General features: G+C 74.7%; 13 protein-coding genes and 1 pseudogene. 1 reads left to right on the forward strand and 13 read right to left on the reverse strand.

Annotation, left to right across the window (positions count from 1 at the left end; all coding sequences use genetic code 11):
• Positions 1–154: 154 nt before the first annotated feature.
• A complete protein-coding gene (locus tag ACI781_RS09410; RefSeq protein WP_456565829.1) occupies positions 155–1,453 on the forward strand; it encodes a PhoH family protein in 1,299 nt (432 codons plus the stop codon).
• 90 nt (positions 1,454–1,543) lie between these two features.
• Here ACI781_RS09410 and ACI781_RS09415 read toward each other — a convergent pair whose 3' ends face one another.
• From ACI781_RS09415 to dnaK, 13 genes and pseudogenes are all read right to left on the reverse strand, one after another.
• The gene (locus tag ACI781_RS09415) at positions 1,544–2,458 is read right to left on the reverse strand and encodes a hypothetical protein (RefSeq protein ID WP_456565830.1); all 915 of its coding nucleotides are present in this window, start codon (positions 2,456–2,458) and stop codon (positions 1,544–1,546) included.
• Positions 2,459–2,634: 176 nt separating this feature from the next.
• Positions 2,635–2,886, reverse strand: coding sequence for a hypothetical protein (locus tag ACI781_RS09420; RefSeq protein WP_456565831.1), 252 nt, complete (start codon positions 2,884–2,886; stop codon positions 2,635–2,637).
• Positions 2,883–5,627 (reverse strand): hypothetical protein, encoded by a 2,745-nt coding sequence (locus ACI781_RS09425; RefSeq protein WP_456565832.1) that lies wholly within the window; start codon positions 5,625–5,627, stop codon positions 2,883–2,885. Before ACI781_RS09425 ends, ACI781_RS09420 begins: the two co-directional genes overlap by 4 nt.
• The gene (flhA, locus tag ACI781_RS09430) at positions 5,614–7,647 is read right to left on the reverse strand and encodes a flagellar biosynthesis protein FlhA (protein WP_456565833.1); all 2,034 of its coding nucleotides are present in this window, start codon (positions 7,645–7,647) and stop codon (positions 5,614–5,616) included. The genes ACI781_RS09425 and flhA overlap by 14 nt, the downstream gene beginning before the upstream one ends.
• A 164-nt stretch (positions 7,648–7,811) precedes the next feature.
• The gene (locus ACI781_RS09435) at positions 7,812–8,960 is read right to left on the reverse strand and encodes an EscU/YscU/HrcU family type III secretion system export apparatus switch protein (RefSeq protein ID WP_456565834.1); all 1,149 of its coding nucleotides are present in this window, start codon (positions 8,958–8,960) and stop codon (positions 7,812–7,814) included.
• 46 nt (positions 8,961–9,006) lie between these two features.
• Complete coding sequence (fliR, locus tag ACI781_RS09440; protein ID WP_456565835.1) at positions 9,007–9,771, reverse strand: flagellar biosynthetic protein FliR; 765 nt, start codon at positions 9,769–9,771, stop codon at positions 9,007–9,009.
• 5 nt (positions 9,772–9,776) lie between these two features.
• A complete protein-coding gene (fliQ, locus tag ACI781_RS09445; RefSeq protein WP_456565836.1) occupies positions 9,777–10,052 on the reverse strand; it encodes a flagellar biosynthesis protein FliQ in 276 nt (91 codons plus the stop codon).
• Positions 10,049–10,891, reverse strand: coding sequence for a flagellar type III secretion system pore protein FliP (gene fliP / locus ACI781_RS09450; protein ID WP_456565837.1), 843 nt, complete (start codon positions 10,889–10,891; stop codon positions 10,049–10,051). Before fliP ends, fliQ begins: the two co-directional genes overlap by 4 nt.
• Positions 10,891–11,316 carry a FliO/MopB family protein gene (locus ACI781_RS09455; protein ID WP_456565838.1) on the reverse strand — a complete coding sequence of 142 codons (426 nt, stop codon included), beginning with the start codon at positions 11,314–11,316 and terminating at the stop codon, positions 10,891–10,893. The genes fliP and ACI781_RS09455 overlap by 1 nt, the downstream gene beginning before the upstream one ends.
• Positions 11,313–11,963, reverse strand: a complete 651-nt coding sequence (gene fliN / locus ACI781_RS09460) for a flagellar motor switch protein FliN (RefSeq protein WP_456565910.1) — start codon at positions 11,961–11,963, stop codon at positions 11,313–11,315. The genes ACI781_RS09455 and fliN overlap by 4 nt, the downstream gene beginning before the upstream one ends.
• Before the next feature lie 354 nt (positions 11,964–12,317).
• Positions 12,318–12,521 (reverse strand): annotated as a pseudogene (locus ACI781_RS09465) (DnaJ domain-containing protein); the annotation flags it as partial.
• A 19-nt stretch (positions 12,522–12,540) separates the two neighbouring features.
• The gene (gene grpE, locus ACI781_RS09470) at positions 12,541–13,245 is read right to left on the reverse strand and encodes a nucleotide exchange factor GrpE (protein ID WP_456565839.1); all 705 of its coding nucleotides are present in this window, start codon (positions 13,243–13,245) and stop codon (positions 12,541–12,543) included.
• Positions 13,242–15,116 (reverse strand): molecular chaperone DnaK, encoded by a 1,875-nt coding sequence (gene dnaK, locus ACI781_RS09475; RefSeq protein WP_456565840.1) that lies wholly within the window; start codon positions 15,114–15,116, stop codon positions 13,242–13,244. Before dnaK ends, grpE begins: the two co-directional genes overlap by 4 nt.
• Positions 15,117–15,690: the final 574 nt, after the last annotated feature.

Here is a 15,690-nt window from a genome sequence, read left to right on the forward strand (position 1 = left end):
TCCGGGGTGGACGGCGGGGTTCCCCCCGGCGTCCACGGGAGGCCCGGTTGGTGCTGACGAGTTCGTCGACCAGGGGGGCCGGTACCCGGCCCCTGCGCCGGGGCCCGGCCACCTTCGAGCAGGGGTGCGCTGCGCACCCCACGGGAGCCGACACGTGACCACTCGCCGCCGCACGTTCGTCCTCGACACCTCCGTCCTGCTCTCCGACCCGGGCGCGCTGCGCCGGTTCGGCGATTCCGACGTGGTGCTCCCGCTGGTCGTCATCGGGGAGCTCGAGGACAAGCGGCACCACCCGGAGCTGGGGTGGTTCGCCCGGCAGGCCCTGCGCATCCTCGACGACCTGCGCCTGGCGCACGGGCGGCTGGACGCGCCGGTGCCCATCGGCGACGAGGGCGGCACCCTGCACGTGGAGCTGAACCACAGCGACCCGTCGGTGCTGCCGGCCGGCTTCCGCAACGACAGCAACGACAGCCGGATCATGGTGGTGGCGCTCAACCTGGCGGCCGAGGGCCGCGACGTCTGCCTGATCACCAAGGACGTGCCGCTGCGGGTCAAGGCGGCCGCGGTCGGCCTGGACACCGACGAGTACCGGGTCGTGGAGGCCGTGGACGCCGGCTGGACCGGCATGACCGAGCTGTCCCTGGACGACGCGGAGCTCGACGCGCTGTACGAGGCGGGGGAGACCTTCGTGCCCGCCGCGGCCGAGCTGCCCTCGCACACGGGGCTGGTGCTGCTCAGCTCGCGCGGTTCCGCGCTGGGGCGGGTCACCCCGGACAAGCAGGTGCGCCTCGTGCGCGGTGACCGCGAGGCGTTCGGGCTGCACGGGCGGTCGGCGGAGCAGCGCGTGGCGCTGGACCTGCTGCTCGACCCGGAGATCGGCATCGTCTCCCTCGGCGGCCGGGCGGGCACCGGCAAGTCGGCGCTCGCGCTGTGCGCCGGGCTGGAGTCGGTGATGGAGCGGCGGGCGCACAAGAAGGTCGTGATCTTCCGGCCGCTGTACGCCGTCGGCGGGCAGGAGCTGGGGTACCTGCCGGGCAGCGAGGGCGAGAAGATGTCGCCCTGGGCGCAGGCGGTCTACGACACCCTCGGGGCGCTGGTCTCCCCGGCGGTGACCGACGAGATCGCCTCCCGCGGGCTGATCGAGGTGCTGCCGCTCACCCACATCCGCGGGCGGTCGCTGCACGACTCGTTCGTCATCGTCGACGAGGCGCAGTCGCTGGAGCGCGGCGTGCTGCTGACCGTGCTGTCGCGGCTGGGGTCGGGGTCGCGGGTCGTGCTCACCCACGACGTCGCGCAGCGGGACAACCTCCGCGTCGGCCGGCACGACGGCATCGCCGCGGTCATCGAGGCGCTGAAGGGGCACCCGCTGTTCGCGCACGTGACCCTGACCCGCTCGGAGCGCTCGCCGATCGCCGCCCTGGTGATTGAGATGCTGGAGGACCTGCCCCTCTGACCCGCCGTCCTGCTGGCTCTTGCGGTGTTCCTCGTGCTCCTGCGGTCCTGCAGCACCGCGCAGGCGCGAGGAACACCGCAAGAGCGCGGGTCAGCGGCGTCGACGGCCGCGGGCGAAGGCCCGGAGCAGCCTGTCGCCGACCGTCCGCGGGGAGTCGAGGTCCGGCCAGGTCCACCGGGCGACCTCCCGGCCGGCGTCGCGCACGTCGTCCTCCCGGACCTTCTCCGCGAAGACCGCGTCGCCGGGGGCCTGGCCGGGTCGCAGCAACCGGCCGTACTTGATGCGGCCGTCGAACTCGGCGACCGTCCGCTCGTCCTCCCAGCCGAAGTCGCAGAACCCGATGCGTGAACCGTCGGTGCGCCAGACCTCCACCTGGAGGTCCGGCGCGGGGAGCCCGAGCCGGTGGATCAGCACGCGGCTGCGGCTCTCGCCGACACTGCCGCTGCGGGCATCGGCGAAGTCGACGACCCGGGCCGCGCGACGGGTCCCGGGGACCGGCCCCATGAGCGCCAGGCGGGCCCGCAGTTCCTCCCTGGTGGTGAGTCCCCGACCGAGGGCGTCGTCCGCGAGGACGACGGCGGACTCGAACGGCACCGTCCGTGCCAGGTCGAGCACGGTCCGCGTCACGTCGGTGACAGGGACGTCGTCCACCACGGCCACCTCGTCGTCGGGCAGGCGGGCCAGGTGGAGGTGCACCCGGGCGCTGCCGCTGCCGGCCGAGCCCGGCCGTCGGGTCACGTGCAGCCGCCGCGCGGGCACCCGCCAGAGGGGCAGGCCGTGCAGGAGTGCCGCGGAGGTGTGGCTGACGACGCCGGGCACCCGCAGGCCGGCCATCGTCGCGGTGATCCGCAGGCGGTCGTCCGGGAGAGTGTCCGGTTCGACGTAGGCCCCTCGCTGGAGGCGGACGAGCTCCCGACGCCGCACCATGCGGGCCAGCTCGTCATCGGAGAGGCCCTGTGCGAGGGCGGCCGGGCGCAGCAGCGGGGGGATCGGACGATCGGACATCACACGAGCCTGGGGAGCCCCGGGCCCCGCTGGTGGACCTCGCCCGGATCTGTGGACAGCGTGCGACCGCTCTTGCGGTGTTCCTCGTCCTCCTGCGGTGCTGCAGGACCGCAGGAGGACGAGGACAACCGCAGGAGCGGGGGGTGCGGGGCCGGAGCCGGGCGAGCCGCGTCGGGTCAGGGAGTGGGGGCGGTCTCCGTGTCCGTGGCGGACGACGGCGCGTCGTGCGCCCCGTCGGGACGACCGGACCCCCCGCGCGGGCGGGCGACGGCGGTCAGCAGCGCCACCACCGCCCAGGCCGCCCCGAGGCACCAGGGCAGCCGGGCCAGCACGTCGTCGGGCGTCAGGTCGCCACGCAGGCCCATGGCGAGCACCGGCAGGGCCAGCACGAGGGCCAGGCCCAGCACCTCCCAGCGCAGCGGGCTCATGCCTCGACGGTCTCCAGTCGCTCACAGAGCAGCGAGGCCCAGCGGTGCGCGGTGGCCCGCGCGCCGTCCAGCAGCGCGACCGGGACGCCGGCGCGGGAGAGCACCGCGGCCGGGTCGGTCGTCAGGTCGGTGTCCTGGACCATCAGGGCGTCGACCCGGGGGAGGGCGTCCAGCCAGGAGCTGAGGTCCTCGGCCTTGCGGGTGGCCTCGACGACGGCCCACACCGCCGACGGCGCCCAGATCGCGAGCATCTGCTCCAGCCAGGTGCGGCCGCCGGCGCGCAGCGGGGCGTCCACCGCGACGATCGTCGTCTCGCCGGCCTGCAGGGACTCCTGCTTGCGCTCCATGGCGGTGTCGACCGACGCGATGCGGCTGGCGTGCGGCACCAGGTTGGCCAGGTCGCCGCGGCTGGCCCACTGCAGCCGGTCGCCGTCCAGGCGCAGGGAGGCGGCCAGCGACCGGGCCGCGGCGAGGGTCTCCGCGCCGGGACCGACCACGAGCAGCACCTCGCCGGGCCCGGTGGGCACCGCGGGCGCGGCCGGCAGCTTGGCCAGGACGCGGGTCAGCGCGGCGTAGGTGCCGGTCGCGGCGATGTCGGCGGCGAACCCGCCGCCCAGCAGCGCCTCGGGCAGACCGAGCGCGCGCAGCCGGTTGACGACGCCGACGGCCTCGATCATCCGCGGGTCGACCATGCCGCCGGCCGGCACCAGGCCGCCGGGACGCTCGCGCACCGAGGTGACGACGACGGGACCGCCGCCCGTCCGCGTGCCGCCACCGGACACCGGCAGCGGGGTGACCGTGGCCAGCCCCTGCGGCGCACGCGACGACGCGACGCGGGCGACGGCCTGGCCGGGCACCGGCGGCAGGCGCCGCGGCGGCGGGACCGGCGGGCGCCCGCCCAGCAGCGGCGGCACGGCCACCTGCGCGCCGGGGACGGGCGGCGGCAGCAGCGACAGCGGGGGCAGGATCGCCGTGGCGTCCAGCGGCAGGGGCGCGGGGTCGCTCGCGGTCGGCGCGAGGACGTCGTCCACGACCTCCCACTCGTCGGACTCCGTGGCGCCCTCGACCCAGGCCTGGGCGCCGGTGCCCGCGCGCAGCGCCGGCCGCTGGGAGGCGTTGGACAGCACGCCGCGCAGGATGTCGGTGAGGACGTCGTCGGAGGTGTCGTGCGCCAGCGCGGCGCGCAGCACCTCGGCGATGGCCTCCTCCCGGACGGTGGCGGGGCCGGCGACCTCGGGCCCGGCGAGCCACTCGGGGGTGCCCGACGCGTCCACGGGGACGGCGAACTCGACCGTGATCGGCTCGGCCAGGCGGGCGGCCTCGCGCTCGGCGGCGACCCGGCCGGCCTCGGCGGCCGCGGCCTGCTCGGCCAGGAGGCGGGCGGCCTCGCGCTCGGCGACCAGGCGGGCGGCCTCGCGCTCGGCGGCGAGACGCGCCGCTTCCTGCTCGGCGGCGACCCGCGCGGCCTCCTCTGCGGCGACGCGGGCGGCCTCGGCCTCGGCGGCGATCCGTGCGGCCTCCTCCGCGGCGGCGCGCTCGGCGGCGATCCGCGCAGCCTCCTCGGCGGCCAGGCGGGCGGCCTCGGCCTCGGCGGCGACCCGCGCGGCCTCCTGCTCGGCGGCGACGCGCGCGGCCTCGGCCTCGGCGGCCAGACGGGCCTCCTCGGCCTCCGCGGCGATCCGGGCCTGCTCGGCCTCGGCGGCGAGACGGGCCTCGGCGGCCAGACGGGCCTGCTCGGCCTCGGCGGCGAGGCGGGCGGCCTCCGCCTCGGCGGCGAGGCGGGCGGCCTCGGCCTCGGCGGCCTGGCGTGCGGCCTCCTCGGCGGCCTGCTTCTCCGCGGCGGCCCGCTCGCGGGCGATCCGCGCGGCCTCGCGCTGCGCGGCGATCCGCGCGGCCTCCTGCTCGGCGGCCAGGCGCGCAGCCTCGGCGCGCTCGGCGGCGGCGCGCTCCGCGGCCGCCTTGTCGGCGGCGGCCCGCTCGACCGCGGCCAGCGCAGCGGCGAGCCCGGCACCGGCGGGGGCCGGTGCCCGGCGCGCGGGCCGCGCCGTCGACCGGGCGGCACGCGCCGGGGTCGCGGTGGCCACGGCCTCCTCGACGGCCGCGCGGACCTCGGCGTCGTCGCTGACGACCTGGGCGAGCGCGGAGGTGAACGGCGACGGGACGGCCGGCTCGGGCAGCTCGGCGTCGGCGGGGGTCACCGGCGGGCGGGTCGCCGCACCGGTCCGGGTGCGCGCAGCGGCGGTGCGCGTCCCGGTGGTGCCCGGCGCGGCCGCGGGGGTGCCCCGGCCGGCGGGGGCGGCGTCCCGAGCGGCCGACGCGGCGGTCGTGCGGCCGGCGGCCGCCGCCCGGGCGAAGCTGGCCCGCGAGTAGACGTCGACCTCGGGGGACTCGCCGGCGCCGGAGCCGAGCAGCCCCGCCAGCTCGTCGACCGGGTCGGGCCGGGACGCGCGGGTGGCGGCCGGCCGGCGGGCCGGCTCGCGGTCGGCGAACCGGTCCTCGGCGAACCGGTCGTCCCGGCTCAGCGCGGCCTCGATGCGGCGGCGCGAGTCCGACAGCGGCGCGGGCTCCCGGCGACGCGGCTGCACCTCCTCGACCTCGGCGACGTAGCGCTCGCTGGCGAAGAAGCCCAGCACCCCGCCGCTGCGCGTCTTGCGGACGGCGACGACGCGGGCGGACGAGCCGTACTTCTCCTTCGCCGCGGCGATGGCACCCTCGCGGGTGGCGGCCTCAACGGATGGCAACGGCACCGTTCACCACTCCCAGTGACTCGATCTGGGCCGTCCGGGAGACCTCCGAGTAGGAGATCACCGGCAGCCGGGGCAGGACCTGGCGCATCAGGCGGGCCAGCGCCGCCCGGACCTGGGGGGAGCACACGAGCACCGGGGACAGGCCGTGGCGTTCGGCGTCCTCCAGCAGCCCGGAGCACCCGGTGACGAGCGCGTCGACGGAGCCGGCGTCCAGCGCCAGCACCTGACCGCCGTCGCTCTGGCGGACCGACTCGAGCAGGCGCTGCTCGAAGGCCGGGTCGAGCGTGAGCACGTGCAGCCGCTCGTCGGGGGTGACGTAGGGGTGGCTGATCGCGGCGCCCAGCGCGGCGCGGACGGCCTCGACCAGCCCGTCGAGCTCGGTCGACGTCCGCGCCCGCACCGACAGCGCCTCGAAGATGCGCACCAGGTCGCGGATCGAGACGTTCTCGGCCAGCAGCGCGTGCAGCACCCGCTGGATCTCCCCGAGCGTGAGCAGCGAGGGGGTGAGCTCCTCGACGACGATCGGGTGGCTGCGCTTGACCATCTCCACGAGCAGCTTGACGTCCTCCCGGCCCAGCAGCTCGGCGGCGTTCTGCCGGACGACCTCGGCCAGGTGGGTGGTGATGACCGACGAGCGGTCGACCACGGTCGCGCCGGCCATCTCGGCCTGCCGCTGCAGCTCCGCGGGCACCCACTTGGCGGCCAGCCCGAACACGGGCTCGCGGGTGGGGCGGCCGGGCAGCCCGTCCAGGCCGTCCCCGATGGCCAGCACGGTGCCGGCGGGGGAGGAGCCCTTCGCGGCGGGGACGCCGTTGAGCCAGATGACGTACTGCGAGGAGGGCAGGTCGAGGTTGTCGCGGGTGCGGACCAGCGGGATGACCAGGCCGGTCTCCATGGCGACCTTGCGGCGCAGCGCCTTCACGCGGTCGAGCAGGTCGCCGCCGCGGCTGGAGTCGACCAGGTCGACCAGGTCGAAGGCGACCTCGAGCTCCAGCGGGTCGACCCGCATCTTCTCGGCGATGGCCTCGGGGGAGTCCGGGCGGGGCCCCTCCTCGCCGGGCACCGCGACGTCGGCGTCCTCGTCGACGTCGGGCGTCTCCTGCATCCGCGAGGCGAGGAACAGGAACAGGCCGCCGATGAGCAGGAACGGCAGCTTGGGCAGGCCGGGGATGAGGCACAGCGCGATGGCGGCGCCGCCGGCGATCCGCACGGGCTGCTTGAAGCGGCCGAGCTGGGCCAGCAGGTCCGAGCCCATGTCGCCCTCGCTCGCGGAGCGGGTGACGATGATGCCGGTCGCGGTGGACAGCAGCAGCGCGGGGATCTGGGAGACCAGGCCGTCGCCGACGCTGAGCAGCGAGTAGGTCTCGACGGCGTCGCCGGGGCTCATGCCGTTCTGCATGACGCCGATCGCGAAGCCACCGATCAGGTTGATCAGCGTGATGATGATGGCCGCGATGGCGTCGCCCTTGACGAACTTCGATGCACCGTCCATCGACCCGTAGAAGTCCGCCTCGGCGGTGACCTCGGCCCGGCGCTTGCGCGCCTGCTTCTCGTTGATCAGGCCGGCGTTGAGGTCGGCGTCGATGGCCATCTGCTTGCCGGGCATCGCGTCGAGGGTGAAGCGGGCGCCCACCTCGGCCACGCGGCCGGCACCGTTGGTGATGACGACGAACTGGATGATCGTCAGGATCACGAAGATCACGAGACCGACGATGAGCGAGCCGCTGATCACGAAGTGACCGAAGGCCTCGATCACCTTGCCGGCGAACCCGTCGCTGAGCACGAGCCGGGTGGACGACACGTTGAGCGCCAGCCGGAAGAGCGTCGCGATGAGGATCAGCGACGGGAAGACGGCGAAGTCCAGCGGCCGCTTGATCTGCATCGCGACCAGCAGGATCAGCAGCGACGCGGTGATGTTCAGGCCCAGCAGGACGTCCAGCACCGCCGACGGCAGCGGCACGACCAGCATGAGGACGATGGCCACGACGCCGATCGGGACGGCGGCCCTGCTCATGCCTCTCACGGCACGAACATCGGCAGTTCCAGTCGAACCGGGACGGGGATGCGGCTCGTCCGCCCCACCCGCACCCCTGGTCCCGGGCAGCCCTCAGCGGCACAGGCGTCGCAGCGCGCGGGGGCGCGGACGACGGCTGCGCGGGGGCTCGCCGGGACGGGGAGTCAGGACGCCGCGGGCAGCCTCCTGCGGCCGGCCCTCGGCAGCCCGTCGACGTCGGGCGCCTCGAAGCCCGGGCGGTGGAACCCGCCCCGGACCCCGCGGGTGCCCAGCTGCATGACGAACGCGAGCACCCGGGCCACCGCGGTGAACAGCTGCGGCGGCACCTCCTGCCCGATCTCGCAGGAGGCGTGCAGGGCCCGCGCCAGCGGGATGTCCTGGACCATCGGCACCCGGTGCTCGGTGGCCTTGTCGCGCAGCTTGGCCGCGACCAGGTCGGCGCCCTTGGCCACGACCCGCGGCGCACCCTTCTCCGGGTCGTACTTGAGCGCGACCGCGACGTGGGTGGGGTTGACCAGCAGGACGTCGGCCTGGGCGACGTCGGACATCATCCGGTTGCGCGACATCGCCAGCGCCGTCGAGCGCCGGTGCGCCTTCTGGTGCGGGTCACCCTCGGACTGCTTGTTCTCCTGCTCGATCTCGTAGCGGCTCATCTTGAGCTGCTTCATGGTCTTCATGCGGACGATCACGTAGTCGGCGATCGCGATGACGAGGCCGGTGACGGCGACGACGCGCAGCATCAGCACCGCCGAGTCGGTGAAGGTCGAGACGACCGCCGACAGCGGCAGGGCCCCGGCGGAGGACACCAGCGTCATCGCCTTGTCGCTGGTGAGGACGACGACGGCGCCCAGCGCGGCCGTCTTGATGACCGCCTTGGCCGCCTCCCACAGGCCCTGCGTGCCGAACATCCGCTTCACCCCGGGCAGCGGGTTGAGCTTCTTGAGCGTCGGCTTGATGCCCTTGGCCGACACCGTGACCCCGCCCTGGGCCGCCGACGCCACCAGGCCCACGACCATGAGCCCGACCGCGGCGGGCATGAGGGTGGACAGGAACGCCGACAGCGCCCGGCCCAGCAACGCCGTGACGCGGGCCGGCTGCGGGTCCGACATCACGGCGCCGACCTGCACGAACAGCTCGCCGACGGTGTCGTAGGCGTTGCCGACGAGCATCGGCATCAGCACGCTGGCCGCCGCCACCCCGGCCCACGTCCCCAGTTCCTGGGTCCGTGGGATCTGCCCTTCCTTGCGGGCGTCCTTGAGTTTCTTGGGTGTCGGCTTCTCGGTCTTCTCCCCACCGGGACCGTCCTTGGCCACTAGCTCACCCCCTCACCCGGGAGGCGCGGCCGGCTCGGGGCGGCCATCAGCCGCTCCTCAGCGAGACGATCGCGCGGGTGGCCTGCTCGAGCAGCGCGTCGAGGGCCGGGGGCAGCAGCGGGAAGGTCAGCCCCAGCAGGGCCAGCGTGAGCATGATCTTCACCGGGAAGCCGATCGCGAAGATGTTCAGCGCGGGCGCGGCCCGGGACAGCAGCGCGAGGGCGACGTCGGCCAGCAGCAGCACCGCGACCATGGGCCCGGCGATCTGCAGCGCGGCGAGGAACATCATCGACAGCGCGGTGAGCAGCACCTCGCCGAGGTGGTCGGTGGGCACCCCGCCGCCGACGGGCAGCCCCTCGTAGGAGGTCGCGAAGCCCCGGACGATCATCATGTGCCCGCCGCTGGTGAACAGCAGCGCCGTCGCCAGCAGGTAGTGCAGCCGGCTGATCACCCCGGAGCTGTTCATCGACAGCGGGTCGAACGCCGGCTGCAGCGAGAAGCCGCCGGTGACGTCGACGAGGTCGCCGGCGAACTGCACGGCGGCGAAGAACACCTGGACGACGAAGCCCAGGCCCGCGCCGATCGCCACCTCGGTGACCGCGCCGACGATGATGAAGCCCGGCGTCGGCTCCGGGAGCTGCGGTGCGATCCGGCCGAAGAGGGCCACCGCCAGGGCGAGCGCCAGCGCGCCCTTCACCGGCGCGGGGATCGTCCGGGTGTTGAACGGCGGCGCCAGCAGCACGAACCCGGTCGCCCGGGCGGTGGCCAGCAGCAGCGCCACGAGCGTGGCGGCCGGGACCTCGAGGTCCATGCCGGTCAGGTCCGCCCGAGCAGCCGCGGGAGGTCGTCGAACAGGGTGTGGGTGAAGCTGACCAGCTCCGACAGCACCCAGTTGCCCGTGACCAGCAGCGCGATGGCGACGGCGATCATCTTCGGCACGAAGGACAGGGTCGCTTCCTGGATCTGCGTGGCGGCCTGGAACAGCGAGATCAGGAAGCCGACCAGCAGGGCCGTGAGCAGGATCGGGGCGGCGACCTTGGCCCCGACCATCATGGTCTTGATCGCGATCTCGGTGACGTCGGCGTCGCTCACGTGTAACTCCCGACCAGGGAGGTCGTGATCAGCGCCCAGCCGTCGACGACCACGAACAGCAGCAGCTTGAACGGCAGCGACACGATCGACGGCGGCACCATCATCATGCCCATCGCCATGAGCGCGGAGCTGACGAGCATGTCCAGCACCAGGAACGGGATGAAGATGACCAGCCCGATGATGAAGGCGCTCTTCAGCTCGGAGAGGACGAACGCGGGGATCAGCGTCGTCACGCTGACGTCGGCCCGGTCCTCCGGCTGCTCCTCGCCCGACAGCCCGACCATGAGCTCGAGCTCGTCGTCGCGGGTGTTGTCGAGCAGGAACTCCTTGAGCGGGACGACGCCCACGTCGTAGGCCTGGCTGACGCTCAGCTGCCCGTCCAGGTAGGGCTGCACGGCCTGCTCGTTGATCTGGGCGAGCACCGGGCCCATCACGAACAGCGTGAGGAACAGGGCGATGCCGGTGAGCACCGAGTTCGGCGGCGAGGACTGCAGGCCCAGCGCGTTGCGGGTCAGCGACAGGACGACGGCGATCTTGGTGAAGGAGGTGGCGAGCAGCAGTACCGACGGCGCCACGGACAGCACGGTGATCGCGAGGATCAGCGTCACCGAGGTGCTGGGGCTGCCGCTGCCGACGGAGATGTCCACGCCGCCGTCGACCGCGGGCGCGACCGGCGCGGTCGGTGCCGCCGGCGCGGTGGGCGTGGCCGGCGCGGCCGAGGCGGGGCCGGCCAGCAGCACGGCCGCGACCGCGCCGGCCAGCAGCGCCAGCAGCAGGACGACGGTGCGGCGCAGCGCCGGCGACGTCGTCCGCGCGGGCACGGGGGGAGCGGTGGTCATCAGCGGCGGACCGTCCGCTCGCGCAGCTGCTGGACGAACCCGCCCCAGCTGCTGCGGTCGAAGACGGAGCCGGCCAGCGCGCCGCCGGCGGGCGCGCCGGAGCCGGCGAGCGGGCGGCGGCCGGCGGCGGGGCCGCCCGGGGTGGGCGCCGCGAGCTCGTGCTCGGCGAGCGTCGCCTCGACGGTCTCCCCGTCGACCTCGGCCAGGAGGGTGACCGACTGCTCGGTGGCCCCGACGACGAGCACCCGGTCGGCGACGCGGATGACGTGCACGGTGCTGGCGCGGCCCACCCGCTGGTGGGCGACGACCTCCACCAGGCCGTTGGACTGGCCCATGCCCCGCTTGCGGGCCAGGCGGGCGGCGAACCACAGCACGCCACCGACGAAGGCCAGCGAGAGGACCAGGCGGATCAGCATCCAGGTCATGGCGCGACGGCCCCCAGCTCGGCGGCGTCGCTGACGATCTCGCTGATCCGCAGGCCGAAGTCCTCGTCCACCACGACCACCTCGCCGCGCGCGATGAGCGTGCCGTTGACCAGCAGGTCGGCCGGGGCGCTCGCGGCCCGGTCGAGCTCGACGACCTCGCCGGGGTGCAGCGAGAGCAGCTCGCCGACGGTCATGCGGGTGCGGCCGATCTCGACCGTGACCTCCATGGCCACGTGCCGCAGCAGCTCCAGGCTGCCGCGCTGCGTCCGGGCGGCGGTGGGGAGGGTGACCTGCAGCGCGAGCGTGGCGACGTGCTCCTCGCCGGCCTCCCCGGTGCCCAGCAGCGGGACGGCGACGTACATGCCCTTGTCGCGCAGGCCGTCCAGCGCCGTGACCGGGTCCTCGGTGCGCTCGGAGTCCACCCGGACCCGGCCCAGCGCGGCGGCGGCGGCCTCCAGCGCCGGGCGCAGCGCGGTCGCGACGTCCATCGGGCCGACGGGGGAGTTGTCCAGCGCCTCCACGACCTCGGCCGAGAGGACCAGGACGACGTCACCGGTCACCTCGCCCGACAGGCGGGCGCTGACCGCGGCGGCGGCCGTGGCCGGCAGGGCGACGGCGTCGGGGTCGGTGACCGCGTCGCCGGCCACCAGGTCGACGGGCGACGGGACCAGCGCGGGGGGGGGGGGGGGGGGGGGCCCGACGTCGGGGGGGTTGGGGGGGGCGGGGGGGGGGGGGGGGGGGGGGGGGGGGGTGGGGGGGGGGGTGGGGGGGGGGGGGCCGCGCGGGGGCCCCCCCCCCCCAACACCCCCCCCCCCCCCCCCCCCCCCCCCCCCCCCCCCCCCCCCCCCCCCCCCCCCCCCCCCCCCCCCCCCCCCACCGAACAGGTCACCGAGGTCGAACGGCTGCCCGGTGCCGGCGTTGTTGGGGAAGCCGCCGGGGAACCCGGCCCGCGCCCCCGCCCCGCCGGCACCGAACAGCCGCCGCGCCTCGTCGTACTCGGCCCGGCGCTTGGTGTCCGAGAGCACGTCGTAGGCCTCGGAGACCTCCTTGAACCGGGCCTCCGCCTCCGCGTTGCCCGGGTTCTTGTCCGGGTGCAGGTCGCGGGCGAGCTGGCGGTAGGCCTTCTTGATCGCCGCCGCGTCGGCGTCCTGGGCGACGCCCAGCGCGGCGTAGTAGTCCTTCTCGATGAAGTCCCGGGTGCTCATCGGACGCCCCCTCTCCCGCTCAGTCGGACGCCGGCGAGCCGGTGACCGGCTCCTCCGCCGTCTCCCCGGCCGGGCTCGCGGCCGGGGCGGGGTGCTCGGGCTCGGTCACGGCGACCATCGCCGTGCGCAGCACGCGGTCGCCGCGGCGGAAGCCCTGGCGCAGGACGGTGGACGCGGTCGGCACGTCGACGTCGGCCGAGGTCTCGTGCATGACGGCCTCGTGCAGCGCCGGGTCGAACGGGTCACCGGACGTGCCGAAGGCCTCCACGCCCAGCCCGTCGAGCACGCCGAGGACCCGGTCGGCCACGACCTTGAAGGCACCGGTGAGGTCGCCGTGGTCCCGCGCGCGCTCGATGTCGTCCACGATCGGGAACAGCCCCGTCGCGAACCGCTCGGCGGCCTGGTCGACCACCAGCGCGCGGTCACGGTCGACCCGCCGCCGGTAGTTGGCGTACTCGGCGGTGACCCGCTGCAGGTCCTCGGTGCGCTCGGTCAGCTGGCGGGCGAGGTCGCCGTCCGCCGGTCCGTCCGCGACCTGCTCCCCGGCGGGCGCGGCCGCCGTCTCGTTCTCGCTCATCTGCTCCCCTGCTGCACGGCTGGTGGGCGGGCCCGGCGGGGAGCCGGCCGGCTGCGCGCCGGCCGGCTCCCGCACCGTGCCGCTGGTGGGGTCGATCCGCCGCTTGTCCCGGATCACGACCCGCGGCTGCTCGTCCCCCTGACTCATCGGCGGGTGTCGTCCTCGTCGACGATCTCGGCGTCGACGACGTCGTCGTCACCGGACTGCGCGGCACCCGGCTGGCCGTCGCCCGCCGCGCCGGCAGCCCCACCGGCGGCACCGGCCGCGCCCGCCTCCGCCTGCTGGGCGTAGAGCGCGCCGCCGACCTCCTGGGAGATGCGCGCGACCTTCTCCTGCGCCGACTTGATCGCGGCGATGTCGGAGCCGCCGAGGGCGGAGCGCAGCTCGGTCAGCGCCTCGCCGAGCTCCTCCTTCTTGTCGGCCGGGATCTTCTCGCCGTTCTCGGCCAGGAACTTCTCGGTCTGGTACTGCAGCGACTCGGCCAGGTTGCGGGTCTCGGCCTCCTCGCGGCGGCGCTTGTCGTCCTCGGCGTGGGCCTCGGCGTCGCGCATCATCCGCTCGATGTCGTCCTTGGGCAGCGCCGAGCCGCCGGTGATCGTCATCGACTGCTCCTTGCCCGTGCCCAGGTCCTTGGCGTGGACGTGCACGATGCCGTTGGCGTCGATGTCGAAGGCGACCTCGATCTGCGGGACGCCGCGGGGCGCCGGCGGCAGACCGGTCAGCTCGAACATGCCGAGCTTCTTGTTGTACATCGCCATCTCGCGCTCGCCCTGGAAGACCTGGATCTGCACGGACGGCTGGTTGTCGTCGGCCGTCGTGAAGATCTCCGAGCGCTTGGTCGGGATCGTGGTGTTGCGCTCGATGAGCTTGGTCATGATCCCGCCCTTGGTCTCGATGCCGAGGGACAGCGGGGTGACGTCGAGCAGCAGGACGTCCTTGACCTCGCCCTTGAGGACGCCGGCCTGCAGGGCCGCGCCGATGGCGACGACCTCGTCGGGGTTGACGCCCTTGTTGGGCTCCTTGCCGCCGGTCAGCTCCTTCACCAGCTCGGTGACGGCGGGCATGCGGGTCGAACCACCGACCAGCACGACGTGGTCGATCTCGCCGACGGAGATGCCGGCGTCCCGGATGGCCTGGTTGAACGGCGCGCGGGCCCGGTCGAGCAGGTCCTGGGTCAGCCGCTGGAACTCGGCGCGGGTGATCGTGACGTCCAGGTGCAGCGGGCCCTCGGCGCCGGCGGTGATGTAGGGCAGGTTGACGTTGGTCGACTGCGCACCCGACAGCTCGATCTTGGCCTTCTCGGCGGCCTCGCGGAGCCGCTGCATGGCCAGCTTGTCCTTGGACAGGTCGATGCCGTTCTGGGCGTTGAACGTCTGCACCAGGTGCTTGACGACCCGCTCGTCCCAGTCGTCGCCGCCCAGGTGGTTGTCACCGGCGGTGGCCTTCACCTCGATGACGCCCTCGCCGATCTCCAGCAGGGAGACGTCGAAGGTGCCACCACCGAGGTCGAAGACGAGGATGGTCTGCTCGGTCTCGCCCTTGTCCAGGCCGTAGGCCAGCGCGGCCGCGGTCGGCTCGTTGACGATGCGCAGGACGTTGAGGCCCGCGATCTCACCGGCCTCCTTGGTGGCCTGACGCTGCGCGTCCTCGAAGTAGGCCGGGACGGTGATGACCGCGTCGGTCACCGGCTCGCCCAGGTAGGTCTCCGCGTCGCGCTTCAGCTTCTGCAGCGTGCGGGCGCTGATCTCCTGCGGCGTGTACCGCTTGCCGTCGATCTCGTCGGTCTTCCAGTCGGTGCCCATGTGCCGCTTGACGCTGCGGATGGTGCGGTCGACGTTGGTGACCGCCTGGTTCTTCGCCGACTGCCCGACGAGGACCTCGCCGTTCTTGGCGAAGGCCACGACCGACGGGGTGGTGCGCGAACCCTCGGAGTTCGCGATGACCGTCGGCTCCCCGCCCTCGAGGACGGTGACGACGGAGTTGGTGGTGCCGAGGTCGATGCCGACCGCTCGAGCCATGGAGCTGGCCTCTCTTCCGTTCATCCGTGATGCGGTGTGGTGCTGTCCGGTGGAGGAGCCGAGGGACGCCGACCGGCCGTCGTCCGGCCTTGCGTCGGGTCCGCTCAACTTTCCTGCCCAGCCTAACGGCACGTCCGGCGACTGTGTTCCCGGCGGTCCCGACCCCCCGCCGCAACACACTCCCCCGCTGCCTCTCACCGGCCCCCGCCCGGCACCGCGGCAGTGCCGCACCGTCGGGGCGACCGCCGCCCCGTAGCGCGGCAGTGACCCCCGAACCGCGACACCGCCGCGGTGGAGGGGGCGGGCGGAGCGGAGGGCTGAGGGCGGGCGGCGCGGCGGGCGGGGGCGACCGGGGGCACACTCGGGGTGAGAGGCGTCACCCTCGGCCCACCGGACGGCGCGCAGGGGGGATTACCGCCGAGTAGCGTGAGCGGGCGCCGTTATCGTGCGCAGGCGTGCGGGCAGCGGAGCCCGTGGCGGTCAGCCCGCCGGCCACCGGCCGGTGCGCGGCGGCGGGGGCGCACCTCCCGACGCCGGGGTCGACCGGAGATCGTCCGACGCCGCCGGCGTCCGG

It is taken from the genome of Blastococcus sp. SYSU D00695, assembly GCF_054050555.1.

Excerpts from the sequence above, each read along its gene's own strand:
- ACI781_RS09415 (WP_456565830.1), bottom strand. The coding sequence starts at position 2,458 with ATGTCCGATCGTCCGATCCCCCCGCTGCTGCGCCCGGCCGCCCTCGCA.
- ACI781_RS09420 (WP_456565831.1), bottom strand. The coding sequence starts at position 2,886 with ATGAGCCCGCTGCGCTGGGAGGTGCTGGGCCTGGCCCTCGTGCTGGCC.
- flhA (WP_456565833.1), bottom strand. The coding sequence starts at position 7,647 with ATGAGCAGGGCCGCCGTCCCGATCGGCGTCGTGGCCATCGTCCTCATG.
- fliR (WP_456565835.1), bottom strand. The coding sequence starts at position 9,771 with ATGGACCTCGAGGTCCCGGCCGCCACGCTCGTGGCGCTGCTGCTGGCC.
- fliP (WP_456565837.1), bottom strand. The coding sequence starts at position 10,891 with ATGACCACCGCTCCCCCCGTGCCCGCGCGGACGACGTCGCCGGCGCTG.
- ACI781_RS09455 (WP_456565838.1), bottom strand. The coding sequence starts at position 11,316 with ATGACCTGGATGCTGATCCGCCTGGTCCTCTCGCTGGCCTTCGTCGGT.
- grpE (WP_456565839.1), bottom strand. The coding sequence starts at position 13,245 with ATGAGTCAGGGGGACGAGCAGCCGCGGGTCGTGATCCGGGACAAGCGG.
- dnaK (WP_456565840.1), bottom strand. The coding sequence starts at position 15,116 with ATGGCTCGAGCGGTCGGCATCGACCTCGGCACCACCAACTCCGTCGTC.